The following is a 22455-nucleotide window of genomic DNA, read 5'->3' on the forward strand; positions in this document are numbered from 1 at the left end:
CGTTGCGCGGTGCACGGGGGCTTTCGTGCAACTCCTGCGGGGGGCGCCACTCATGGCCCGGGACAAGACTGGCATGCATCCTGTAGAGCAATGGGGGTGGGCCGCGCGCAGTGGGGGGCCCGGGACGCGATACGGGAGACGGAGGACGCTCGATGAATGCCACGCGTGAAGAGGCAGGCCAGAGGTTGCGCCAGCGGTGGCGGGCCTTGCTGGAGCTGAGGCGCAAGCACCGGGACCTGTTGCGTGAAGTCACCGGCGCCGGGGCCCCCGAGTGGGTGGACCGCGCGATGGCCCTGGAGGAGACGCGGCTGCTCGACGCGCTCGACGCTCGCGAGGCGCGAGCCCTGGAGGCGCTGGAGCGCGCGATGGAACACCTTCCGGCGGACGGCCTGCCCCGGTGCGAGGGCTGCGGCACCGTCATCGAGCCCGAGCGGCTCCAGGTCCTGCCCGCGGCCCGGTGCTGCCCCTGGTGCGCGGCGAGCGGACGATGAGTCCGTCTCCCAAGGCCCCGGTCGCCATCGGGTGGTTCGCGCTGGGGTACTTCGCCTGCTACCTGCCCTATAGCGCGCTGACGAAGGCGCTGAGCCTGGGCGCCCTGCCGGGGATGACCGCGGGGCTGCCGGGCTTCGTGCTGCTGCCCTCCACGGCGCTGGCCACGCTCGCGGGGATGTTCGCGTACCTGACGTGGAGCGGCGCCTTCCAGTACGCGGGGCGCCGGCGCTTCGGGCCGGTGAGCCTGCCCTGGCCGGGGCGCTGGACCTTCCTGTCGGGCCTGTGCACCACGGGCATCATCGCCACCACCACGCTGGCGTACACCTTCGATGGCACCTCCATCGTCTTCATGATGCTGCTGATGCGCGGCGGCGTGCTGGTGCTCGCGCCGCTGGTGGACGCGGTGAGCGGCCGGAGCGTCGCGTGGCCTTCCCGTGTGGCGCTGGGGGTGAGCCTTGCCGCGCTGCTCGTCGCGACGGGGCCGGGCGCGGATCCGCGCCTCTCCCTGGTGGCGGGGCTGGACTGGGCGGTGTACGTCTTCAGCTACTTCGTGCGGCTGCGCTTCATGAGCCGGCTGGCGAAGAACCACGTGCCCGGCGCGCGCGAGCGCTACTTCGTGGAGGAGCAGATGGTGGCCGCGCCCGCGCTCGTCGTCCTGCTCGCGCTGTGGGCCTTCGCGGGCGTGGGGGGCGCGGCGGCGCAGCTGCGCGAGGGCTTCACCGGGATGTTCACGCGGCCCACGCTGGCCGCGGAGCTGGCCGTGGGGCTCCTCTCCCAGGGCAGCGGCATCTTCGGGGGGCTGGTGCTGCTGGATGCGCGGGAGAACACCTTCACCGTGCCCATCAACCGCGCCTCCAGTGTGTTCGCGGGTGTGGGCGCGACGGCCGTGCTCTCGGCGTGGCTGGGGCTCCCCGGCGTGAGCGCCCGGGAGCTGGCGGGCGCCGCGCTGGTGACGGTGGCCGTCGCGGTGCTCGCGGCGCCGGGCGTGCTCGCGGCGCGGCGCAAGCGCTCCGCCTCCCTGTCACTTCCCCCGGCCTCCTGAAGCCCGCGCGGACGAGGACCTCATGCCCGGTGACTCCATCACGACCCTGGCGCTGCGGATGCTCCTGTCCCGCCGGAACGCGCTGCGTGCCTCGCGCGCGGGCGAGGCGGTGGCTGTCCGGCCGCCCATGCGGGGAGCGTGCCTCCCGCCGCGCGAGCTGGAGGAGGTGGAGGCGGCGCTCGAGCGCATCGAGCAGGGCCGCTTCGGCTGCTGCGAGCGGTGTGGGGGCGCCATTGGCCGGCAGCGGCTGCTCGCCGTCCCGGAGGCGCGCTGCTGCCTGACGTGCGCGGACGCGCGGGCCCGGGACGCGAACGCATGAAGGCCCTGGATTCATGTCTGTTAAGCAGGGGCATGGCCCCAGAACGCATCCTGGTCGTGGATGACGAGGTGAACGCGCGGCGCGCCCTGGCCACCCTCCTCTCGGAGGAGGGCTACGAGGTGCGGGAGGCCGCGGACGGCGCGGAGGCGCTCGCCGCGCTCCCGGACTTCTCACCCGCGCTGGTGCTCACCGACGTGCGGATGCCGCGCATGGACGGAGTCACCCTGCTGCGCCGCGCGAAGGAGGACGGCAGCGACGCGGCCTTCGTGATGATGACGGCGTTCGCCACGGTGGAGGCGGCGGTGGAGGCCATGCGCCTGGGCGCGGAGAGCTACCTCACCAAGCCGCTGGACCTGAACGCCGTGCTCGTCGTGCTGGGCAAGGCGCTGGAGACACGCCGGCTGAAGCAGGAGGCGCGGCAGCTGCGGGAGCGGGTGGCGGAGCGCTTCCGCGTGGGCAACATCATCGGGGACGCGCCCGAGCTCCAGGGGGTCTATTCCCTCATCCATCAGGCGGCCCCCACGCGGGCCACGGTGCTCATCCTGGGGGAGAGCGGCACGGGCAAGGAGCTGGTGGCCCAGGCGCTGCACGAACTCAGCCCGCGCAAGGCGCGCCCCTTCGTGAAGGTGCACTGCGCGGCGCTCAGCGAGGGCCTGCTGGAGAGCGAGCTGTTCGGCCACGAGCGGGGAGCCTTCACCGGCGCAGTGGCGCGCAAGGAGGGCCGCTTCGAGCTGGCGGACGGGGGCACCCTGTTCCTGGACGAGATTGGCGAAATCTCCCCGGCCGTGCAGGTGAAGTTGCTGCGCGTGTTGCAGGGCCGCGAGTTCGAACGCGTGGGCGGCACGCAGACGTTGAAGGTGGACGTGCGCATCGTGGCGGCCACCCACCGCGACCTGGAGGCGGAGGTGAAGGCGGGCCGCTTCCGCGAGGACCTCTACTACCGCCTCAACGTCGTGGCGGTGACGCTGCCGCCCCTGCGCCGGCGCAAGGCGGACATCCCCGCGTTGGTGAGCCACTTCATCGAGCGCTGCAACGCGGCCCATGGCAGGGCCGTGAAGGGGCTGGCGCCCGGCACCCTGGAGGCGCTGATGAGCCACGACTGGCCGGGCAACATCCGCGAGCTGGAGAACGTGGTGGAGCGCGCCGTGGTGCTCGCGCGGGGAGAGGAGCTCACGGCGGACGACCTGCCGCCCGTGCTGCGCGGCCCCCGCCCCAGCGCCGGGGGCGGCGACCGGCTCATCCCCGGCGCGACGCTCGCCGTCATCGAACGTGAGGCCATCCTCCGCACGCTGGAGATGGTGCAGGGCTCCACCACGCGCGCCGCGGAGGTGCTGGGCATCAGCGTGCGGAAGATCCAATACAAGCTCAAGGAATACGGCGGCGGAGGCCCCGGCCCGGACGAGGAGCCGGCCGCGTCGTAGGCCCCGCGCGCAAGGAAGGGACTCGCCATGGAAGCCGGACCTGGAGGCGTGACGGAGGACATCCTGGAGGAGCTCCAGCGCTACGTGGGCTTCTCCGCCAGCGACGGGGAGGCCCTGCGGGAGCTGCACCCCATCGCCTGCGCGCACTTCGAGCGCATCGCGGACGTCTTCTACCGGCGCATCCTCGAACACCCGGGGGCGCGCAAGGCGCTGGAGGGAGGCGAGAGCCAGGTGGGCCACCTGAAGGTGACCCTCCAGGACTGGATGGGGTCGCTGCTCCTGGGGCCGTGGGACGCGGCCTGGTTCGAGCGCCGCTGCCGCATCGGACGGGTGCACGTGCGCATCCACCTGCCGCAGCACTACATGTTCGGCGCCATGAACCTGCTGCGCCAGGAACTGACGGCGGTGATGGAGGAGGCGCTGCGCGACGACTCCGCCCGGGCCGCCCGCCTGGGCCGGGCGCTGGGGAAGATCCTCGACCTGGAGCTCGCCATCATGCTGCACACCTACCGCGAGGACCTGCTGGCCCAGGCGGCCCGGGCCGAGCGGCTGGCGACCTTCGGGCAGCTCGTGGGCTCCATCGGCCACGAGCTGCGCAACCCCCTGGGCGTCATCGAGACATCGCTCTTCATCCTCAAGGGCCGCCTCGCGGCGACGGAGGACGCGCGCGTGGCCAAGCACCTGGACCGCATCGGGGAACAGGTGGGGGTCGCCAACCACATCATCACCAGCCTGCTGGACATGATCCGCTCCCGCCCGCTGGTCCGCGCGCCGCTGCGGCTCACGGAGGTCTGGACCTCCGCGCGGAAGGCCGTCGCGCCGCCCCCTCATGTGCGCGTGCGCGAGGAGGGCCTGGAGGCCCTGCCCCCGCTGGAAGGGGACGCGGTGCAGCTGCGCCAGGTCTTCGTGAACCTGCTGCAGAACGCGGTGCAGGCCCTGGGCGAGCGCGAAGGCGAGGTGCGGCTGACGGCGGACGTCCCGGAAGAAGCCGGGGCGCGGCGGGTCCGGCTGGTGCTGGAGGACAGCGGCCCGGGCCTGGACCCGGCCATCCGCGCGCGCGTCTTCGAGCCGCTGATGACCACGAAGGCGCGCGGGCTGGGGCTGGGCCTGGCGCTGGTGCGGCGCATCCTCGAACGGCATGGCGGCGGCATCGCGTACGCTCCCTCCGGAGCCGGGCCGGGAGGGGCCCGCTTCGTGGTGGAGCTTCCCCTGACGCTGGAGCCTTCCTGATGGGCCGCTTCCTGTTGGTGGATGACAACCGGGCCTTCGCGGAGAACCTGGCGGAAATCCTGGAGGACGAAGGCCACTCGGCCACCGTGGTGGACGGGGGCGAGGCCGCGCTCCAGGCCGCGCGCGAGGTGCGCTACGACGTGCTCATCACCGACATGCGCATGGCCGGGATGAGTGGCGCCGCGCTGGTGCACCACCTGCGCCAGCGGGACCCGGGGCTCGCGGCCATCATCGTCACCGCGCACCCCGGCGAGGCCGAGCTCGCGCGAGCGCGCGCGGAGGGCGTGCTCGCGGTGCTGCCCAAGCCGGTGCCGGTGCCCGCGCTGATGAAGCTGCTCACGCGGGCCCGCCGCGACGGGCTCGTCGTGCTGGTGGAGGACGACGCCCACCTCGCGGACAACCTCACGGAGGTGCTGCGCGAGCGCGGCTTCACGGCCGTGGTCGCGCGCTCGGTGCCGGACGTGGTGGGGCTGGAGTCCGTCCACCCCTTCGCGGCGCTCGTGGACCTGCGCGTGCCGGGCGGCCCCGACGGCGAGGCGCTGCGCCGCGTGCGGGAGCGCTTCCCCGGCACCACCCCCTTCGTCGTCACGGCCTACCCGGAGGCGCTGCCCGCGGACTTCGAGGGCCGGCTGGTCCGCAAGCCCTTCGACACCGGGGCGCTGCTCGCCGCGCTGGAGCACGTGCACGGAGAGCGCGCGTGACGGGGAGCGCGGGGGAGCGGCCCCGGGTGCTGGTGGTGGATGACAACGCGGCGTTCCTGGACAACATGAAGGAGCTGCTGGAGGACCAGGGCTACGTCGTCTCCAGCGCGACGAGCTGCGCGGGGGCGCTGGAGCGGGCGCAGGCGGGCTTCGACGTGGCGCTGGTGGACGTCCGGCTGCCGGACGGAGAGGGCTCGTGGCTCGCCCCCCGGCTCAAGGCGCTGGTGCCGGACGGAGAGGTGGTGCTGCTCACGGGCCTGGGCATGCTGGAGGCGGCGGTGGCCGCGGTGCACGCGGGCGCGTGCGCGTACCTCCTCAAGCCCTGCGCCACGCCGGAGCTGCTGGTGACCCTGGAGCAGGCGCTGCGCCAGGTGCGGCTGCACCGCGAGAAGCAGGCGCTGTCCCGGCGCGCGCAGGTGTCGGAGAAGCTGGCCGCGGTGGGCACGCTGACCGCGGGCCTGACGCATGAAATCCGCAACCCCCTCAACGCCGCTGGCCTGCAGCTCACCGTCCTGGAGCGGCGGGTGCGCAGGCTGGAGGAGTCTGTCCAGGGGCCGCTCCTGGAGCCGCTGCTGCTGGTGCGGGATGAAATCCGCCGCCTGGACCACATCCTGGAGGACTTCCTCCAGTTCGCCCGTCCCCGCGAGTTCAGGTCGGACGCCGTGGCGGTGGCGCCGCTGTTCGAGCGGGTGGGCAGCCTCCTGACGTGGCAGGCCGAGCAGCGCGGCGTGACGCTGGAGGTGGAGCCGCCGGGCGCGTTGGAGGTGTGGGGGGAGGAGGAGCGGCTGCGGCAGGTGCTGCTGAACCTGGCGCTCAACGCGCTGGAGGCGACGCCGCCGGGTGGCCGCGTGCGCTTCAGCGCGAGCGCGCAAAGAGAAGAGGTGGCGCTCTTCGTGGACGACAGCGGGCCGGGCGTGCCGGTGCAGTCGCGGGGGAGGCTCTTCGAGCCCTTCTTCACGACGAAGGCGAGCGGCAGCGGGCTGGGGCTCTCCATCGTGCACGCCATCGTCACCCAGCACGGCGGCACCCTCCAGGTGGAGGATGGCCCGCTGGGCGGCGCGCGCCTCACCGTGCACCTGCCCGGAGCACCGGGGACCGGCGCGCGCTGACGTGGCTCAGGGGGCGGCCGGCTCGGGCGTCACGCCGACGGTCCGCGTCTTGCCGTCCTTGTCCACCTCCAGCTTGATGCGCGGGTTGCCCTGGGCGTCGTGGACCACGATGCTCGCCACGCCATCCACCACGCCCATCGTGATGCGCTCCTTCCAGTCATGCCGGAAGGTGATGCTGGGCTGTCCCTCGATGAGGCTCATGCACATGGCCTCGTAGCCCGCCTCGCTGTCGAAGCAGAGCCCACGGAAGCCAATGGAGTCGATCATCCCCAGCCCTCCAATCTCCTGCCCCGATGGGCTCAGGAACTGGATGCCGTAGGCGGTGACGGCGCGCTTCAGGCCCTGGGGGTCGGGCATCGGCGCCGCGATGCGCACGCGCGTCTGGCCGTGCTCGTCGACGATGTTCAGCTCCCGGACGGAGAGGGACTCCACGGGGCTGGCGGCGCTGGAGCACGCGCCGAGCAGCAGGCATCCGGACGACAGCCCGGCCAACACGAACGAGGGGATGTGGGTAGGGGGCATGGCGGGGCATCTTGCACCGGTCCCCTGGTCCGTTGCTCCATGCCTCCACGGCCCCTCGGTCATGGACGCGTCATGACGGGGGCCTGAAAAACCGCAAGGCGCATCAAGCCCCCGGTCTGGAGCGCGCGTAGGTTTCGTCGCGTGAAGGCAGCGACCCAATCGTTCTACGCGGCGGCCGTCCAACGGACCGTCGACCGCATCGTCCACCAGCTCGATGAAGCGCTGGACCTGACCGCCCTCGCGAAGGAGGCGGCGCTCTCACCGTTCCATTTCCACCGCGTCTTCCGGGGCATGGTGGGAGAGACGCCGCTGGAGCTGCACCGGCGCCTGCGCATGGAGCGGGCGGCCCTCCAGCTGCTCCAGGGCGATGAGGGCGTGACGGCCATCGCCTTCGAGGCGGGCTACGACACCCACGAGGCCTTCACCCGGGCCTTCCGCGCCGCGTATGGCGTTCCGCCCTCGGAGTTCCGCCGGAGCCCGGCCGGTGCCGGGCAGGACTGCGTGCGCCCACGCCAGACCTGGCTCACGTCGCGCTCTGGCATCCATTTCCAACCGGAAGCGCCCAGGAACGCATGGGCCTTCCCCATTCCCGGAGGTCACACCATGGACGTGGTTCTCAAGGAGTTGCCGGCGCTGCGTTTGGCGACGGTGCCCCATGTCGGGGCCTATTCGCGCATCTCGGAGGCGTTCCAGAAGCTGGGCCAGCTCGCCGGAGCGGCGGGCCTGCTGCGGCACGCGGGGGGCACGATGCTCGCCGTGTACCACGACGAGCCGGAGTCCACGCCGCAGGACCAGCTGCGCTCGGAGGCCGCCGTCGTCATTCCCGACGATGCCGTCCTGCCGGAGGTCCTGGGCGAGCGGCGGCTTCCGGCGGGGCGCTACGCGTCCACGGTGCACGTGGGGCCCTACACGGAGCTGGGGGATGCATGGGCCCGGTTGATGGGCCAGTGGCTGCCGGACAGCGGCCACCGGGTGGGGGAGGGCGTGAGCTTCGAAATCTACCGGAACAACCCGATGCAGGTGCCTCCGGCGGAGCTGCGCACGGAGCTGTACGTGCCGCTCGCGTGAACTACGCGGGCAGCGAGCCCTGGCCGGTGGCCAGCGTGTTCATGAAGGACTTCACCTTCTGCACGTAGGTGGCGTCGCCGGTGCCGGCGGGGATGGCGTCCGGGTTGCTCTTGTCCACGCCGTTGGGGCCGGAGTTGTAGGCGCGCAGGGCCAGGTCATCGCTGCCGAACTGCGCCTTCATGTCCTTCATGTAGAAGGCGCCCGCCAGGATGTTGGTCTCCGGGTCGGAGAGGTTCTTGCCCTGGAGCTCCGGGTGCTTCGCCTGCAGCTCCCCGTAGGTGTTGGGGTTGACCTGCATCAGGCCCGTGTCCGTCAGGCCGTTGCCGCCGTTGGTGGAGACGGCCTCCAGGTTGCCGCGCGACTCCTGCCAGATCTGCGCGGCCAGCATCTCCGCCGGCATGCCCGTCTTGGCGGAGGCGGACTCGATGGCGCTCCGGAACTTCTCCAGCCCCGGGGGCAGGTTGCCGCCCAGCTTCGTGCCGCCGCTCGAGGACGAAGCCGAGGGCCCCACGACGCCCGTGTTGCCATTGGACGCCTGGGACTGCGACGCCGCCGGCCCCACCACGCCGGTGTTGCCGTTGAGCGCCACGGGAGGACGCGCCGAGTCCTGCGGCGTGAAGCTGCTGTCGGAGAAGGGCTGCGAACCCGTGCCGCACTTGCCGCCCGAGGCGCCCTGCGCACCGGAAACACCCTGCGCGGCGCCCGGCACGGCCTGCGCCACCAGCTGCACGATGGACGTCAGCGCGGACAGCGTGTCCTGGAGCAGCTTGCCCAGCTCCGCGCCCTTGCCGGAGCCGATGTCGAAGCCGTCCTTCTGGAATGCCGCGAGCCCCGGCGAGCCCGGCTTCTGGGCGGAGGAGAACCCGTCCACGCCACCCGGGCGACCCGCGAGGCGGGGAGAGGCTGCGTCCTGCACCGGCATGCGGGACACGGAAGCGGAGGGGCTGCGGAGGGGCGAGATGGCCATGGCGGGGGACCTCGAAAGGGATTGGGGTTCGGTGAAGCGATGCAGGACCCCATAGCAGCCGGTGTGCCAGCCCCCACGGACCGGGCGGGCGCGGACAACCCATGGATTTCACGGGCCACGCGCAGGGGCGCTGGAGCCCGTGTGGGGCCCGGACCTGGTGACTCCCGTCACCGGCCCGATGCCCTCCGTCATCATCCGAACCCACCGTCACGCGTGGAATGACAGCGGGCCGGGCGTCGTGCAGAACGCTCCCATGGCCGACATCACCCACCGCACCGTCCGGACGAATGGCATCCACCTGCACCTCACCGAGGCCGGCCAGGGCCCGCTGGTGCTGCTCCTCCATGGCTGGCCGGAGTCCGGGTACTCGTGGCGCCACCAGCTCCGGGCGCTCGCGGACGCCGGCTACCACGCGGTCGCGCCCGACGTTCGCGGCTACGGCCAGAGCGACCGGCCCGAACCCATCGAGGCCTACAGCATGAAGCAGCTGATGGCGGACTTCGTGGGCCTGCTCGATGCGCTGGGGGAGAAGACCGCGGTGGTGGTGGGCCACGACTGGGGCGCGGCGATGGCGTGGAGCTGCGCCGCGCTGCACCCGGACCGCTTCCGCGCCGTCGTGGGCATGAGCGTGCCGCACCTGGGCCGCACGCCCATGCCGCCGACCCAGCTCTTCCGGCACGTGTTCGGGGACAAGTGGTTCTACATCCTCTACTTCCAGGAGCCGGGCATCGCCGAGGCGGAGCTCGAAGCGGACATCCCGAGGACGCTCCGCATCACCCTGGGCGGCGCCCCCGGCTTCGACACGCAGGCCGAGGCCGTGAAGTCGCGCCGCCAGGGCGACGGCTTCCTCACCGGTCTCCAGGTGCCGGAGCCGCTGCCCGCGTGGCTCACGGAGGCGGACGTCGCGCACTTCGCGAAGGAGCTTACGCACAGCGGCTTTCGCGGCGGGCTCAATCGCTACCGCAACATGGACCGCGACTGGGAGGAGCTGCCCGAGCTGGCGACGGCCCTCATCCAGCAGCCCGCCCTCTTCATCACCGGGGAGAAGGACCCGGCCCGCGCCTTCGCTCCGCTGGACGCCATGAAGGCCCTGGTGCCGCGGCTCCAGGACGTGCTCGTCATTCCAGGCGCGGGCCACTGGATCCAACAGGAGCGCCCCGCGGAGGTGAACGCCGCCCTGCTGGCGTTCCTGAGGTCACTGCCCGCCTGAGTCCCCGTGCCGGGGCAGGCGCACGGTGAACGTGGTGCCTTGCTTGAGGTTGGAGGTGACGTCGACGGTGCCGCCGTGGGCCTCCACCAGCTGCTTCACGATGTAGAGCCCCAGGCCCACGCTGCGGCTGGTGGAGTCCACCTCCGATGACGCGCGCTGGAGGGGTTCGAAGATGCCAGGAAGCTTCTCCGGGGGGATGGGCGTGCCCTGGTTGTGCACGGACAGGCACACCCACCCGTCCTCGCCCCGGGTCGTCACCTGCACCGGGCTCGCTTCGGGGCTGTACTTGATGGCGTTGGTGACCAGGTTCTGCACCACCTGGGCAATCCGCTCGGAGTCCCACACGCCCGTCGCGTCGCCCCGCTCGTGCACGCTCAGGGTGCGGCCGGGGTGCGCCGCATCCACCTGATCCAACACCTGCCGGGCCACCTGGTTCAGGTCCGAGGCTCGGGGCGCGATGGGGATTCCCTCGCCCAGCCGGGCCTGGGTGAAGTCGAGCAGGTCTCCCACGAGCCGCACCGCGCGGTGCACGGCGGACTGGATGCGCAGCACGGACTGGGAGGTGCGCGCGTCGAGCTCGTCGCGGCGGGCCATGGCGCTCACCGTCAGGTGGATGGCGTTGAGCGGGGTGCGCAGGTCATGGCTGACGATGCCGATGAGCTGCTGCTCGAAGTCGACGCGGTCCTGGAGCTGCTGGGTCAGGACGGCCGCGCGCTGGTGAGACCGCACCGCGTCCGTGGCGTCCCAGGCCACCCCCATGAAACCCTCGACGGCGCCCTCCAGGTCCCGCATGGGCACGTGCGTGAAGTTGAAGAAGTGCTCCACCCGCTCGCCCGTGTCCCGGCGGGTGGACTCGAAGCGCTCCTCCGTGAAGACCCGGGGCTCCCCCTTCTGGAAGACGGGGTCGCAGGCCTTCTCGATGATGGGCGGCCCGAACTCCGCGGGCAGCACTTCGATCAAGGGCCTGCCGAGCACCTCCGAGCACCTCCGCTCCCAGAAGCGGCACTGGACGGGGTTGGCGAACTGGATGACGTGGTGGGGGCCCCGGTAGATGGCGATGCCCACCGGGGCCTGATCGAAGATGGCGTAGAGCTTGTGGCGCTCCGCCTCCGCTTCGGCATGGGACGACCGCTCCCGGGCAAGCAGCGCCACGTGTTCCTCCTCCGCCTGCTTGCGCGCGGTGATGTCGAAGAAGGAGCTGACCGCGCCCACGACGCGGCCATCGGGCGTGCGGAGGGGCCGGGCGTTGATCGACAGCCAGATGCGGCTGCCTCCCGTCTTGTGGATGCCAACCACGTCGCCGGTCACATCCTCACCCGTGCGAAGCGCGCGCATGTGTGGATGCTCCTCGCCGGGGTACGGGCTGCCGTCCTCCCGGATGGCCTCCCAGCGCGGGTCGAAGGGGGTGCGGCCCCGCAGGTGGCTGGCGGACAGGCCCAGCTTCTCTTCCGCGGCGGCATTGGCGAAGCGGATGGTCCCCTGTTCGTCGTGCAGGGTGACGCCCTCGGCCAGCGAGGCGAGGATGGCGCTCAGCCGCGCCTCGCTCTGCCGCAGCGTCTCCTCCGCGAGCTTGCGCTCGGTGACGTCCTGCGTGACCTTCACGAACCCGCAGGGCTGGCCCGCGTCGTCACGCAAGAGCCATAGGTCTATCTCCGCGATGAAGAGGCTTCCGTCCTTGCGCTGCCGGGGCTCCTCGCCCTGGTAGTGCCCCGTTTCGAAGGCCTCCTTCAGTTCGTTCTCCGGGCGCCCCTGCTGGCGGTAGTCCTCGGGAAAGAGCATGCGGAAGTGCTGGCCCAGGACCTCCTCGGCGCGCCAGCCCTTGATGTGCTCGGCGCCCGGGTTCCAGCTGATGATGTGCCCTTGCAGGTCGATGCCGAAGATGGCGCGGTCCTTCGCGCTCTGGACCAGGAAACGGAAGAGCACATCCGTGTTCTGGCCTGCGTGCGTGCACTCCATGCGTGCCACGGTCCCTCCATGTCGTGAAACACGCGGGCTGTGAGCCGCCGTTCCCCGCGGCACAGGGAGCGGACGCGCCGGGCCCCGGCAGGAGCGCTGGTGTCAGTGGCGCGAACCGTGGGCGGACGTGGCGAGGTGTACCTCCACGGAGTCCATGTGTATTGCCATTCAACCGGAATCCTGCGGCGGTGCTGCGCATTCGCAGTGGAATGTGATTATTCGAGTAATTGAGTCTTTCCTATTTTTATCTGCAATCGCAGAGTGCTCCTGCGTCAAGCCCAGACCCGGAGAAAACACCATGCGGATGCAATGGATTGCGCTGGTTGTCGCGTTGGGGGCCGTCGCCTGCGGGGGGAGTTTCGAGCCGGGAGAGGCGGACACCTGGGGAACGCACGAGGCGGGGCTCACCATCACCACGGAGGACCAGGTCGTGGCCCGGCTGCCCGCGAGCACGGGAGCAGGCTACGGCTACGGTGAATACCTGCCTCCGGGCTACCTGACGTCCACCACGTCCTATCCGGTCATCATCCACCTGAACGGTGCTGGCGAGTTCGGCACGTCTCCGACGGAGGCGGACCTGTTGGGCTACGTGACGCGCCATGGGGCGCTGAAGAACATCCACAAGACGGCCCAGGGCAAGGCGTACTTCGGGCAGCATCAGGTGATGGTCTTCACGCCGCGCGCGCATGCGAACTGGCAGCCGGCGGCGATTGACGCGTTCATCAGCTTCATCGTGGCGAACTACCGCGTGGACACGACGCGCATCTACCTGACGGGCATCAGCTTCGGTGGCTACGGCGCCTGGCAGTACGCGTACACGTATGGGAGCCGTCTGGCGGCGCTGGCGCCCATGGCCACCAACATTGGAGCGCCGGGTCCCACCATCACCCAGCTGAAGAACGTGCCGGTGTGGGCGGTGCACTCGTTCGCGGACGGCAGCTCCCTTTCGGCTGAGACCTCATGGCTCACGGGCGTGACGAAGAACCAAGGCCTGTTCCAGCCGGTCCAGGTGACCGCACCGACCCAGAAGGTGACGTACCTGTTCCCGGGCGCCAGCAGCCCCGTGTGGACGTTGCAGCCCGGCGTGGTGGCCACCGGGAGTGACATCGCGCGCCTCACCGTGCTGCCCGGCGGTGTGCACGACTGCTGGACGCAGCAGTACGACAACTACGCGTTCTGGGATTGGCTCCTCGCCCAGCACCGCTAGTTCTTCCGGGTCGCGGTGTCGGGGCAGGGGGGCGCTTGCCCTACGGGTGAAAGCGCACCCGATTGCAGGGGGCTCTCAATTCCTCTCTAGTTCCTGGCACCATGGCCCTGAACGTCGCAGTTCCCCTTGCTCCGTCCGCGACTCCTGTTCCTCCCACGACCATTGATGAGGTCATCACGCAGGAGAATGACATCATCGACCAGTCATTGCGGACGCGCGACCGCATTGGCTACTTCACCGCGCTCTACGAGCGGGTGACGGTCGACGTTCGGAGGGCGATCATCGCGGGCAATGTCTTCCTGGACAACGAGCGGATGGGGAGGCTGGACGTCGTCTTCGCCAACCGCTTCCTGGCGGCGTGGAATGCCTATGCCTCCGGCGGCACGCTGACGAAGTCCTGGCAGCTGGCATTCGATTCGCTGAAGGACGACTCGCCGTTGATCATCCAGCACCTGCTGCTGGGAATGAACGCGCACATCAACCTGGACCTGGGCATCGCGGCGGCCACGGTGGCGCCGGGGAGCGAGCTCGCGTCGTTGAAGCAGGACTTCGATAGCATCAACGGTCTGCTGGCGCGGCTGGTCTCGGTGGTGGAAGTGGAGCTGGGAGAGGTGTCTCCGCGCCTGAAGCAGCTGGAGGCCATCAGTCCGGAAGGGGAGGACCTGGTCTTCAACTTCGCGATGGATGTGGCCCGGGAAAAGGCCTGGGAGCTGGCGCAGTTGCTCGCGCCGCTGCCCCAGGACCAGTGGGCCCCGCACATCGCGGAGCGCGACCAGTCCGTGCACGATTTGGGCAATCTCATCCTCCACCCCGGCTTCCTGGTGGATGGGCTGCTTGAGTGGATCCGCGCGAAAGAGAACAAGGACATCGCCTACAACATCCAGGTGATTGGCGGGTAGCCGGCCCCTCAACCCCAGAGCCCGCTCAGTCCTGCGCCGTGGGACGGACAATCACCTCGCCCACGTCCACGTCGGCGGGCTGCTCGATGGCGAAGGCCATGGCGCGGGCAATCGCATCCGGCGAAATCGCGAGCTTGTCCCGGACCTCCTCGAACCGGGCCCGGAGCTCCGGATTCTTCACGTGCTCGAGGAAGTTCGTCCGGGTCATCCCTGGCGAGATGACCGTCACCCGCAGCCTGGGGCCCGCCTCCTGCCGCAGGCCTTCGGAGATGGCTCGCACGGCGAACTTCGTCCCGGCGTAGACCGCCTGGCCGGGCACGATCCGGTGCGCCGAGGTCGACGCGGTGTTGATGAAGTGCCCGAAGCCCTGCTGGCGGAAGACCGGCAGCGCCGCGGCGATGCCGTACAGCACGCCCTTGATGTTGGTGTCGACCAGCTCCTCCCAGTCGTCAACGCGCAGGTCGTCCAGCGGAGAGGTCGCCAGGCTGCCCGCGTTGTTGATGAGCACGTCCAGCCTGCCAAACCGCTCACAGGCCAGGCGGACGAGCCCGGCGACGTCCTCGCGCAGTCTCACGTCGGTCCGTGCGCAGAGGGCCGCCCCTCCCGCCTTCGTGATGCGCTCCACCACTGGCTCCAGCCGCTCCAGCCGACGCGCGCCAAGGACGACCTTCGCTCCACGCCCGGCGAGCAGCAGCGCCGCCGCTTCGCCAATGCCGCTGCTGGCTCCGGTGATGGCAATGACCTTGTCCTGGATGCCTGACATGACGCCTCCCTGCCCGGCCAGGTGAGGGGAGGGCCGGGCGTGCAATGCAAGACGTAGCCATGCCGGGGCACACCGGGCTTGGACGTTGTTGACATGGCGTGCAGGTCAACTTCGCCCAAGCCAGGGGGGAAGCCCATCCCTAGAATCCAACCGTGTCCGCTCTCTCTCACGCCGTCGTGGATGGCCCCCTGTCCATCCAGACCTTCCTGTTCCCGGAACTGACGGGCTTGCGACTGGTGCGCTACCGGACCGACGGGCGGCTGCTGCGCTCCGTGAAGGAACGTTTCTCCGTGATGGTGACGCAGCGGGGGCACTCGGAGTGGTGGGGGCGGGGCAAGGTCCATTCCTCCTCGCCCCGAACGGTCGACCTCAAGCAGATGGGCGAGGTGCACCGCGACCTGCGCCGAGACGGACCCGCCCGGTTCCAGGTCATCGCCTTCGACGAGTCCCTCGTCGCCGAGGCCCGCGAGGCGCTGGGCGCGCCGGCCTCCGCCCGGCTTCGCCAGCTCCAACTCGAAGTGTCGCAGCCCGTGGCGGCCGCCTTCGTGCGCCTCCACGCCGTGCTGGATGCGGGCCTGGAGGGGCGCTCCAACGCCCTCGCGCTCCAGACGGCCCTGGCCGAAGCCCTCTCCTCGCTGGTCGGATGTCTGGAGCATTCAGGCGCATTGGAGCGGCGCTACCGCTGGCCCATCCGGCGCGTGGTGGAGGCCCTGCACGAAGCCATTCCGGAGGGCATCACCCTGGAGTCGCTGGCCCATCAGGTGGGCTGGAACCGGTTCCACCTGTGCCGCGCCTTCCGCGAGGAGCTGGGCATGCCTCCGCACGCATACCTCACCCACCTGCGCGTCTCGCGAGCTCAGCGGCTGCTGTCACACGGACTGGCACCCGCGGAGGTCGCCCTCCAGGTCGGGCTCTGTGACCAGAGTCAGCTCAACCGGCACTTCAAGCGCATCGTCGGCATCACCCCGGGGCAGTTCGCGCGCGCCGTGCAGTGAGGCCGCCGTCACAGGACCTGGGTGCGGCTCTATCGGGAAGGCTCACGGAAGACCGCTTCGATGTTGTTGCCGTCCGGATCCAGCACGAAGGCAGCGTAGTAACCCGCGGGATAGCCCGTTTCGACGCCGCGCAGCCCGGGAGGCCCATTGTCGGTTCCACCCGCCGCCACCGCGGCCGAGTGGAAGGCGTCGACCTGGGCGCGGCTCGTGGCGGCGAAGGCCGTGTGTTGCTTCACGCCGTGGGGATGGAAGCGGTCGATCCAGAAGATGGGGTAGTCCCGGCCATAGCCAATGCCATCCGCGCCGGTGTCCTCGGGAAGCTGCATGGCGCGGCGGATGCCGAGCGCTCCCAACGCCGCGTCGTAGAAGGCCGCCGAGCGGGCGACGTCCGCGACGCCAATGCCGGTGTGATCGATCATGGTCCTCAGTGTATGGGCGCGAAGCCGCGCTCGCGCATCAGTGCGTCGAGGCTCGCGTCCTTCCCACGAAACTTCCGGTAGCCCTCGAACGGGTCCACGGTGTTGCCCACGGAAAGCACGTGCTCGCGCAGCCGCGCGGCCACCTTCGTGTCATCGGCACCTCCGGCTTCCTGGAAGGCCTCGAAGGCGTCCGAAGCCGGCAGGTCCGCCCAGGGATAGCGGTAGTAGCCCGCCGCGTAGGTGTTGCTGGCGAAGATGGCCACCAGGGCCGGCACTTCGCCCCGGAAGCGCTCCTGGACGCGGTACGTCTCCGTCTGCCCGCCATTGTACTTGCCCTCGCGCAGGGGCTCCAACTGGAGGCAGGGCTTCACCTCGCTGTCGTCGAAGTCATACGCCTGCTTGCGCACCTTCTCCGCGGAGTAGCGGTAGTCCCACGGGGCGATGGGCTCCGGGTGGCCCTGGCTTCGGGCAATGGCAGTCATCGCGGCGACCTCTTCGCGCACGCGCGCGACCGCGGATGAGGTTTTTCTCACGCGCGTGTGGCGAGGGCCGGACATCGCCAGATGCGTCGTGCCGGGACGGAAGCGGCCACCGGCTTCGGGGCATTCCGCCGCCTTCCTCGCGGTGAGCGGCCCCGGCGGGTGATGGCGGTGACGGTGCTGTCGGGAGGACTGTCCTTCGATGTGGCGCGGGAGTGCATGGTCTTCCAGGGTCGTCACGCTGCTGCTGCTGTGTGGCGGCACCGCGATGGGGGAGCCGCTCACGCTGCGCCTGGCGCTCCTCGAAGCCAGGAGTCAGGCGCCGGCGCTCGCACAGGCCCGGGCGCAGGAAGCCGTGGCCCGCGGGGACGCGGAGGTCGCCCGGACCTTCTCCCCGCTGACCCTGACACTGGGGGGAGGGGGAAATGATCCCCGGTGGACCGTGGGCCTGACCCAGAGGCTTCCGGCTCCGGGCGCCCGGGCGGCCCGTGTGCTCGCCGCGGAGTTGACGGCCCGTGGCGCCGCCGACGAGCGCCGCGCGAGCGAGGCCACGGTCCGGGCGGATGCGCGGCGTGCCTACTTCTCATGCGTGCGCGCCCGCCAGCTCCTGGAGACCTCCGCACGTGCACTGGCGCTCGCGCGCGAGTCGGAGGCCGCCGCGGTGCTGCTCTTCGACACCGGCGCTGCCCCGGAGCTGGACCTGCTCCAGGCCCGCATCGCGCGAGGCTCCGCGGAAGTCCAATGGCTGACCCGCCAGGGTGAGCTCGCCGCCGCCACGGCGGCGCTGGCCCTGCTGCTGGGCCGGCCACCGGGTGCGGCGCTGGAGCCGGTGGACGCCTCCCCGCCCGCCTTGCCTTCCCTTGAGGCCGTGCTGGCCCAAGGCGCGCGGTCCCCCGCCGCCGAGGCACGTCAGGCCGACGTGGCGGCGGCCGAGGCCTCCTTGCGAGCGTCACGGCGGGAACGGTGGCCCGTGCCCACGGTGGGGGTCTCCGTGGAGGCGGATGGCCCCGGGGGACGCAGCACGTATCTTCGCGGCGCGCTCGACCTGGACCTCTCCCTCCCTGGCCTGGGACGCGGAGAGACGGTCCGCGCCGCGGCCTCGCTGGAGCTCGCGCGCGCCCGCCAGAACGAGGAGCGGCGTTCCCGGTGGACGGAGCTCGTCTCCAGCCATGCGCGCCTGTCCGCCTCGCTGGCGGGACTCGCTCGTTACTCGGAGGAGATCCTCCCCGCGGTGGAGAAGACGGAGGGCATGGCCCTGGAGTCCTATCGCGTGGGCCGCAGTTCCCGGGTGGCGCTCAACGCCGCGCTCCAGACGGCCACGGAGACGCGGACGCAGGCCATCGAAGCCGCCTTCGCCGCCCAGTCCGCCTTCGCGGACCTCGAACTCGCCGCTGGGATGCCCCTCGATGAACCCTAGATTCGCACTGCTCGCCTGCCTCTTCGCCTCGGGTGTGGGGTGCCAGCGGACGCCGCCCGAGGAAGGTGCGCCGCCCCTGCCGCGCGTCCGTGTCGCCCTCGTGGCTCCGGGACGGGCCGTGCGCGAACTTCGCGTCGCGGGCCTGCTGTCGGCGCCGCCCGGGCGCGAGGTCCGGCTCTCACCGCTGGTGCCCGGGCGGCTGTCGCTGCTGCGCGTGGCGGAAGGGGACCGGGTGCGAGCGGGCGAAGTCCTGGCCCAGGTGGACACGGTCAACGCCACCGCGGAACTCCAGCAGGCGGAGGCCTCCCTGCGCGAAGCCACCTCCGCGCTCGAGGCCGCGAAGGAGAAGCGTGCGCGCACGGACGTCCTGGCCGAGCACGGAGTCGCGGCCCGTCAGGACGCGGAGCAGGACCGGAACGCGGAGGCCTCCGCCCGCGCCGCGGAGGCCCGGGCCCGGAGCGCCCTGGAACTGGCGCGGCGGGGCATGGGGCGCACCTCGTTGCAGGCCCCCTTCGACGGAGTCGTGACGGCCATCGGGGTGCGGCAGGGGGAGCGGGTGGAGGGCGCGACCCCCCCCGTGGTCCAGGTCTCGGCGACGGATCCGCTGGAGCTGCGTGCGTTCGTCACCCAGCAGGAGGCCGCGGAGGTCCAACCCGGTCAACGCGCGACGCTCACCGTCGACGGGCTGGACGGTGTCCGCGAGGGCGAGGTCGCCGCGGTGTCCCCCTCCGTGGATCCGCAGAGCGGCAACGTGCTGGTCCGCCTGCGCTTCGCCAACCCGCGCGGGGAGCTGCGCCTGGGCGCGACCGCGCGAGCCCACGTCGTCGTGGCGTCGCTGGGCAGCGCGCTGGCCGTGCCTGCATCGGCGCTCCTGCCCCAGGAGGATGGGGGCGTCGCGGTCGCGCGGCTCGGGGACGGGCGGGTCCACCGGGTGCCGGTCCACGTCGTCTCCGAGGACGTGGGCGGGGCCGTCGTCCAGGGGCCGCTCGCGGTGGGCGAGCGCGTCGTCGTGGAAGGGGGCTACTCCCTGCCGGATGACGCCGGGGTGGAGGTCCTGAGGTGACGTGGCTGACGCTGCTGCGGCGCAACGCGCCCGGGGTGGTGGTGCTGCTGGCGGCGCTGACGCTGGCGGGAGTGCTCGGCGCGACCCGCCTGCCCGCTGGCCTCTACCCGGAGGTGACCTTCCCGCGAATCGTCGTCGCCGCGACGCTGAAGGGCGCCAGCGCGCAGACCCTGCGGTTGTCCGTGACCGGCCCGGTGGAGGAAGCGCTGTCCACCGTCATCGGCGTGCGGCAGGTGCGCTCCCGGACCATCCGCGCGGCCGCGGAGATATCCCTCTGGTTCGACTCGAACGCGGACATGGAGCGGGCCCTGGGGCTCGTCAATGCGCGGCTCGCGGAGGTGCAGAACGCACTGCCCGCGGACGCGACGCTCTCCGCCGAGCGGCTCACCCCGTCGTCCTTTCCCATCCAGACCCTCGCCGTCACCGGGACGGTGGACCCTGCCCTGCTGCGCGAGTTCGCCCTGCGGACGCTGCGTCCCGGCCTGGCGGGCCTCGCGGGAGTGGGGCGGGTGGACGTGGTCGGCGGCGACGTTCGTGAGCTCTCCATCGCCGTGGACGCACAGCGGCTGGAGCAGGCGAAGCTGGACCTGCCCACGCTCGCCACCCAGGTGGGCAGCGCGCTCGTGCTCGAACCGGCGGGCCGGGTGGACGTGCACTACCAGCAGGCGCTGGTGGTGGTGCGGGGGCCGGTGGACTCGCCGGACCGGTTGGCGGCGCTCGTCGTGGGTGGGACGCCCGAGGCGCCCGTGCGGCTGGGCGACGTCGCGCGGATCCAGGAGGGGCACGCGGACCGGCTCTCCCTGACGTACGCGAACGGCCGGCCCGCGGTGCTCGTCAGCGTGGGCCGGCGGCCCGGGGCGGACGCTGTCACCCTGGCGCGGGACATCCAGGCGGAGCTGGACCGGGTGCGGGCGGGACTGCCGCCGGGCATCGACGTCGAGCTCTCCTATGATCAGGCCGGGCTCATCGCCCGGTCCGTGGCCCACGTGCGGGACGAGGTCATCCTCGGCGGGTTGCTCACGCTCGCGGTCGTGGGCCTCTTCCTGCGCTCCTGGCGGGCGATGACGGCCGCGGCGGTGGTGCTCCCTGCCACGCTGGCGATGACCTTTGGCGTGCTCTGGCTCGCGGGCGGGACGCTCAACCTGATGTCGCTGGGCGGGCTGGCGGTGGCCATCGGGTTGGTGGTGGACGACGCCGTGGTCGTGGTGGAGGCGGTGTACCGCCGGGTGGCGGCGGGGACGGAGCGGTGGGCCGCGACCGCGGACGCGCTCCGGGAGATCGCCTGGCCCGTCACCAACTCCACGCTCACCACGGTCGTGGTCTTCGCGCCGCTGTCGCTGCTGCCCGGCGTGTCCGGCCAGTTCTTCACCGCGCTGGCGTTCACGCTGTGCACCGCCGTGTTGCTCTCCCTCGTGCTGGCCGTCACGCTGACGCCGCTGCTGTGCGGGTGGCTGCTCGTCGCGCCCGGTGGCCATCACGCGCCCCATCCTGTCATCCCGGGGTTCATGCTCACGCAGTGGCGTGCGCGGCCGGGAGTGCTGGTGGCCGCCGTGGCGCTCCTCACCGTGTTGTTGGCGTTGCTGGGCCGGGGCGTGGAGACGGGGTTTCTTCCGGAGCTGGATGAGGGCGCGTTCGTCGTGGACTACTTCACGCCGACGGGCACCTCGGTCGCGGAAGCGGACCGGCTGGGGCGCGCGCTGGAGGCGGTGGTCGCGGACATCCCCGAGGTCATGGGCACCAGCCGGCGCCTGGGCGCGGAGCTGGGGCCGCCAGCGGCCACCGAGTCCTCGCGTGGCGACCTGACCGTGTCGCTCTCCCCGCGGCGGACGCGTCATGGCCAGGACATCATCGAGGCGACGCGCACGCGGGCGGAGGCCGCGCTTCCCGGAGTCCGGCTGGAATTCGTCGAGCTGCTGCAGGACGTGCTCTCCGACCTGGAAGGCGCGCCGGATCCCGTCGAGGTCAAGTTGCTGGGGCAGGACGTCCAGGTACTGCGGGATTTCGCGCCCCGTGTCGCCGAGCGGTTGCGGGACATCCCGGGTCTGGCGGACCTGTTCGACGGCGTCACCGGGTGCATTCCGGAGACCCACCTGGATGTGGACCTGGTCCAGGCGGGCCGTCTGGGCTTCACGACGCGGGATGTCTCGGCGCAGGTCCGGACGGCGCTGTTGGGCGATGTCGTTGGGACGATCCCCCGCGAGGGCCGGCAGGTGGATGTGCGAGTGCGGCTGCGTGACGCCGACCGCACGGAGCCCCAGGTGCTCCATCACCTGCGCCTGCGGACTGCCTCGGGGCAGATGGTTCCGCTGACGCAGGTGGCGCGCGTGCGCCAGGAGTGCCAGCCCGCGGAGCTGCTTTCGGACAACCTGCGTCCGCTGGTGGCGGTGACGGGGCGGCTGGAGGGGCGGGACCTGGGCAGCGTCACCGCGGAGGTGGAGGCGCGGCTCGCCACGCTGGAGAAGCCAGCGGGGGTGGCGGTGCGGCTGGGCGGTCAGCGCGAGAGTCAGCGCGAGTCCTTCCAGGCCCTCGTGCTGGTGCTGGTGCTGGCCACGCTGGGGGTCTTCCTGGTGCTGACCTTCCACTTCCGTGGGGTCGTACTCCCGCTGCTCATCCTGGGCTCGGTCCCCGTGGGGCTCGCGGCGGGCGTCGCCTGTCTGCGGCTCACCGGCACGCCGCTCAACGTCTCCTCGTTGATGGGCTGCATCCTGCTCGTCGGGCTCGTCGTGAAGAACGGCATCCTCCTGCTCGACCGGGCGGAGGAGGGACGCGCCGAAGGAATGGCAGCGGCCGAGGCCGTGGGCCACGCCACCTCCGTGCGCCTGCGTCCCATCCTCATGACGACGCTGGCGACGCTGCTGGGGCTCGTCCCGCTCGCGCTCGGACTGGGTGAGGGTGGCGAGCTGCAACGGCCGTTGGCCATCACCGTGCTGGGGGGCCTGTCCCTGTCCACGTTGACGGTATTGGTGGGGCTGCCGGCGGCGTACGTGCTGGTGCGCCGTCACACGGCCTCCGCGAAGAGCTGAGGGGGGAGTCACCTCGCGGCGCGGCTCCGCGGCCGGCGCTGTAACCTTTTTTCGTCCTTGTTCGTGGTTGCCGTTGGATGCCCGGAATGCGCCGGGCGCTGGGACGGAGGACGGACATGCAGGCGACGAAGGTGGCCGTGGTGGGCGGGGGAC

The 22455-nt window shown here is 71.4% G+C and carries 20 protein-coding genes and 1 pseudogene; 15 read left to right on the forward strand and 6 right to left on the reverse strand.

Going from position 1 to position 22455, the window contains the following annotated elements; translation table 11 throughout:
- Positions 1-152 precede the first annotated feature (152 nt).
- From D7Y21_RS42340 to D7Y21_RS29995, 7 genes are read left to right on the forward strand one after another with little or no spacing between them, the layout of a single operon-like run.
- The gene (locus tag D7Y21_RS42340) at positions 153-491 is read left to right on the forward strand and encodes a hypothetical protein (protein WP_199724511.1); all 339 of its coding nucleotides are present in this window, start codon (positions 153-155) and stop codon (positions 489-491) included.
- Positions 488-1534, forward strand: a complete 1047-nt coding sequence (locus tag D7Y21_RS29970) for a hypothetical protein (protein ID WP_147469412.1) — start codon at positions 488-490, stop codon at positions 1532-1534. The genes D7Y21_RS42340 and D7Y21_RS29970 overlap by 4 nt, the downstream gene beginning before the upstream one ends.
- A gap of 22 nt (positions 1535-1556) precedes the next feature.
- Entirely contained in the window at positions 1557-1853 is a 297-nt protein-coding gene (locus D7Y21_RS29975; RefSeq protein ID WP_120565121.1) for a TraR/DksA C4-type zinc finger protein, read from the forward strand.
- 32 nt (positions 1854-1885) lie between these two features.
- Positions 1886-3274 (forward strand): sigma-54 dependent transcriptional regulator, encoded by a 1389-nt coding sequence (locus D7Y21_RS29980; RefSeq protein WP_121717213.1) that lies wholly within the window; start codon positions 1886-1888, stop codon positions 3272-3274.
- Positions 3275-3301: 27 nt separating this feature from the next.
- Positions 3302-4504, forward strand: coding sequence for a sensor histidine kinase (locus D7Y21_RS29985; protein WP_233612332.1), 1203 nt, complete (start codon positions 3302-3304; stop codon positions 4502-4504).
- Positions 4504-5205, forward strand: a complete 702-nt coding sequence (locus tag D7Y21_RS29990; protein WP_120565119.1) for a response regulator — start codon at positions 4504-4506, stop codon at positions 5203-5205. Before D7Y21_RS29985 ends, D7Y21_RS29990 begins: the two co-directional genes overlap by 1 nt.
- The gene (locus tag D7Y21_RS29995) at positions 5202-6314 is read left to right on the forward strand and encodes a hybrid sensor histidine kinase/response regulator (protein WP_121717214.1); all 1113 of its coding nucleotides are present in this window, start codon (positions 5202-5204) and stop codon (positions 6312-6314) included. The genes D7Y21_RS29990 and D7Y21_RS29995 overlap by 4 nt, the downstream gene beginning before the upstream one ends.
- Positions 6315-6320: 6 nt before the next feature.
- On the opposite strand, the gene D7Y21_RS30000 is transcribed toward D7Y21_RS29995, so the two are convergent.
- Entirely contained in the window at positions 6321-6836 is a 516-nt protein-coding gene (locus D7Y21_RS30000; protein ID WP_120565117.1) for a hypothetical protein, read from the reverse strand.
- Positions 6837-6977: 141 nt separating this feature from the next.
- Between D7Y21_RS30000 and D7Y21_RS30005 the strand changes: the two genes are divergently transcribed.
- On the forward strand, positions 6978-7904 hold the full coding sequence (locus D7Y21_RS30005; protein WP_120565116.1) for a GyrI-like domain-containing protein: 927 nt from the start codon (positions 6978-6980) through the stop codon (positions 7902-7904).
- 1 nt (position 7905) lies between these two features.
- Here the strand turns inward: D7Y21_RS30005 and D7Y21_RS30010 are convergent, their stop codons facing one another.
- The gene (locus tag D7Y21_RS30010) at positions 7906-8871 is read right to left on the reverse strand and encodes a lytic transglycosylase domain-containing protein (protein WP_121717215.1); all 966 of its coding nucleotides are present in this window, start codon (positions 8869-8871) and stop codon (positions 7906-7908) included.
- Between the two features lie 253 nt (positions 8872-9124).
- On the opposite strand from D7Y21_RS30010, the gene D7Y21_RS30015 reads away from it, so the two are divergent.
- The gene (locus D7Y21_RS30015; protein ID WP_121717224.1) at positions 9125-10081 is read left to right on the forward strand and encodes an alpha/beta fold hydrolase; all 957 of its coding nucleotides are present in this window, start codon (positions 9125-9127) and stop codon (positions 10079-10081) included.
- Here the strand turns inward: D7Y21_RS30015 and D7Y21_RS30020 are convergent.
- Positions 10067-12037, reverse strand: a complete 1971-nt coding sequence (locus tag D7Y21_RS30020) for a PAS domain S-box protein (RefSeq protein WP_120565114.1) — start codon at positions 12035-12037, stop codon at positions 10067-10069. The two genes, D7Y21_RS30015 and D7Y21_RS30020, sit on opposite strands and share 15 nt — an antisense overlap.
- A gap of 298 nt (positions 12038-12335) precedes the next feature.
- Here D7Y21_RS30020 and D7Y21_RS30025 point away from each other — a divergent pair, with 298 nt between their 5' ends.
- Positions 12336-13244 carry an alpha/beta hydrolase-fold protein gene (locus D7Y21_RS30025; RefSeq protein ID WP_120565113.1) on the forward strand — a complete coding sequence of 303 codons (909 nt, stop codon included), beginning with the start codon at positions 12336-12338 and terminating at the stop codon, positions 13242-13244.
- A 101-nt stretch (positions 13245-13345) separates the two neighbouring features.
- Entirely contained in the window at positions 13346-14143 is a 798-nt protein-coding gene (locus tag D7Y21_RS30030; RefSeq protein ID WP_121717216.1) for a DUF5995 family protein, read from the forward strand.
- 25 nt (positions 14144-14168) lie between these two features.
- Here D7Y21_RS30030 and D7Y21_RS30035 read toward each other — a convergent pair whose 3' ends face one another.
- On the reverse strand, positions 14169-14906 hold the full coding sequence (locus D7Y21_RS30035) for an SDR family oxidoreductase (RefSeq protein ID WP_121717217.1): 738 nt from the start codon (positions 14904-14906) through the stop codon (positions 14169-14171).
- A gap of 152 nt (positions 14907-15058) precedes the next feature.
- Here D7Y21_RS30035 and D7Y21_RS30040 point away from each other — a divergent pair, with 152 nt between their 5' ends.
- Positions 15059-15901 carry an AraC family transcriptional regulator gene (locus D7Y21_RS30040; RefSeq protein ID WP_121717218.1) on the forward strand — a complete coding sequence of 281 codons (843 nt, stop codon included), beginning with the start codon at positions 15059-15061 and terminating at the stop codon, positions 15899-15901.
- Between the two features lie 29 nt (positions 15902-15930).
- Here D7Y21_RS30040 and D7Y21_RS30045 read toward each other — a convergent pair whose 3' ends face one another.
- Both D7Y21_RS30045 and D7Y21_RS30050 read right to left on the reverse strand, forming a co-directional pair.
- Complete coding sequence (locus D7Y21_RS30045) at positions 15931-16320, reverse strand: VOC family protein (protein ID WP_121717219.1); 390 nt, start codon at positions 16318-16320, stop codon at positions 15931-15933.
- Between the two features lie 5 nt (positions 16321-16325).
- Positions 16326-16835 (reverse strand): annotated as a pseudogene (locus D7Y21_RS30050) (M3 family metallopeptidase); the annotation flags it as partial.
- A gap of 166 nt (positions 16836-17001) precedes the next feature.
- Here D7Y21_RS30050 and D7Y21_RS30055 point away from each other — a divergent pair.
- Genes D7Y21_RS30055 through D7Y21_RS30065 form a run of 3 tightly spaced genes read left to right on the forward strand, consistent with a single transcriptional unit; the run spans position 17002 to position 22302 of the window.
- On the forward strand, positions 17002-18216 hold the full coding sequence (locus D7Y21_RS30055; protein WP_121717220.1) for a TolC family protein: 1215 nt from the start codon (positions 17002-17004) through the stop codon (positions 18214-18216).
- A complete protein-coding gene (locus D7Y21_RS30060; RefSeq protein WP_121717221.1) occupies positions 18206-19279 on the forward strand; it encodes an efflux RND transporter periplasmic adaptor subunit in 1074 nt (357 codons plus the stop codon). The genes D7Y21_RS30055 and D7Y21_RS30060 overlap by 11 nt, the downstream gene beginning before the upstream one ends.
- Complete coding sequence (locus D7Y21_RS30065; protein WP_121717222.1) at positions 19276-22302, forward strand: efflux RND transporter permease subunit; 3027 nt, start codon at positions 19276-19278, stop codon at positions 22300-22302. The genes D7Y21_RS30060 and D7Y21_RS30065 overlap by 4 nt, the downstream gene beginning before the upstream one ends.
- Positions 22303-22455: the final 153 nt, after the last annotated feature.

Source organism: Corallococcus sp. AB045 (assembly GCF_003668895.1).
GTDB classification, from domain to species: domain Bacteria; phylum Myxococcota; class Myxococcia; order Myxococcales; family Myxococcaceae; genus Corallococcus; species Corallococcus coralloides.

Bases quoted from the DNA above. Each gene is read 5' to 3' on its own strand.
- D7Y21_RS30010 (WP_121717215.1), bottom strand. From the start codon at position 8,871: ATGGCCATCTCGCCCCTCCGCAGCCCCTCCGCTTCCGTGTCCCGCATG.
- D7Y21_RS30020 (WP_120565114.1), bottom strand. From the start codon at position 12,037: ATGGAGTGCACGCACGCAGGCCAGAACACGGATGTGCTCTTCCGTTTC.
- D7Y21_RS29990 (WP_120565119.1), top strand. From the start codon at position 4,504: ATGGGCCGCTTCCTGTTGGTGGATGACAACCGGGCCTTCGCGGAGAAC.
- D7Y21_RS29970 (WP_147469412.1), top strand. From the start codon at position 488: ATGAGTCCGTCTCCCAAGGCCCCGGTCGCCATCGGGTGGTTCGCGCTG.
- D7Y21_RS29975 (WP_120565121.1), top strand. From the start codon at position 1,557: ATGCCCGGTGACTCCATCACGACCCTGGCGCTGCGGATGCTCCTGTCC.
- D7Y21_RS30035 (WP_121717217.1), bottom strand. From the start codon at position 14,906: ATGTCAGGCATCCAGGACAAGGTCATTGCCATCACCGGAGCCAGCAGC.
- D7Y21_RS30060 (WP_121717221.1), top strand. From the start codon at position 18,206: ATGAACCCTAGATTCGCACTGCTCGCCTGCCTCTTCGCCTCGGGTGTG.
- D7Y21_RS30025 (WP_120565113.1), top strand. From the start codon at position 12,336: ATGCGGATGCAATGGATTGCGCTGGTTGTCGCGTTGGGGGCCGTCGCC.
- D7Y21_RS30055 (WP_121717220.1), top strand. From the start codon at position 17,002: ATGTGGCGCGGGAGTGCATGGTCTTCCAGGGTCGTCACGCTGCTGCTG.
- D7Y21_RS29985 (WP_233612332.1), top strand. From the start codon at position 3,302: ATGGAAGCCGGACCTGGAGGCGTGACGGAGGACATCCTGGAGGAGCTC.
- D7Y21_RS30030 (WP_121717216.1), top strand. From the start codon at position 13,346: ATGGCCCTGAACGTCGCAGTTCCCCTTGCTCCGTCCGCGACTCCTGTT.
- D7Y21_RS42340 (WP_199724511.1), top strand. From the start codon at position 153: ATGAATGCCACGCGTGAAGAGGCAGGCCAGAGGTTGCGCCAGCGGTGG.
- D7Y21_RS29980 (WP_121717213.1), top strand. From the start codon at position 1,886: ATGGCCCCAGAACGCATCCTGGTCGTGGATGACGAGGTGAACGCGCGG.
- D7Y21_RS30000 (WP_120565117.1), bottom strand. From the start codon at position 6,836: ATGCCCCCTACCCACATCCCCTCGTTCGTGTTGGCCGGGCTGTCGTCC.
- D7Y21_RS30015 (WP_121717224.1), top strand. From the start codon at position 9,125: ATGGCCGACATCACCCACCGCACCGTCCGGACGAATGGCATCCACCTG.
- D7Y21_RS30045 (WP_121717219.1), bottom strand. From the start codon at position 16,320: ATGATCGATCACACCGGCATTGGCGTCGCGGACGTCGCCCGCTCGGCG.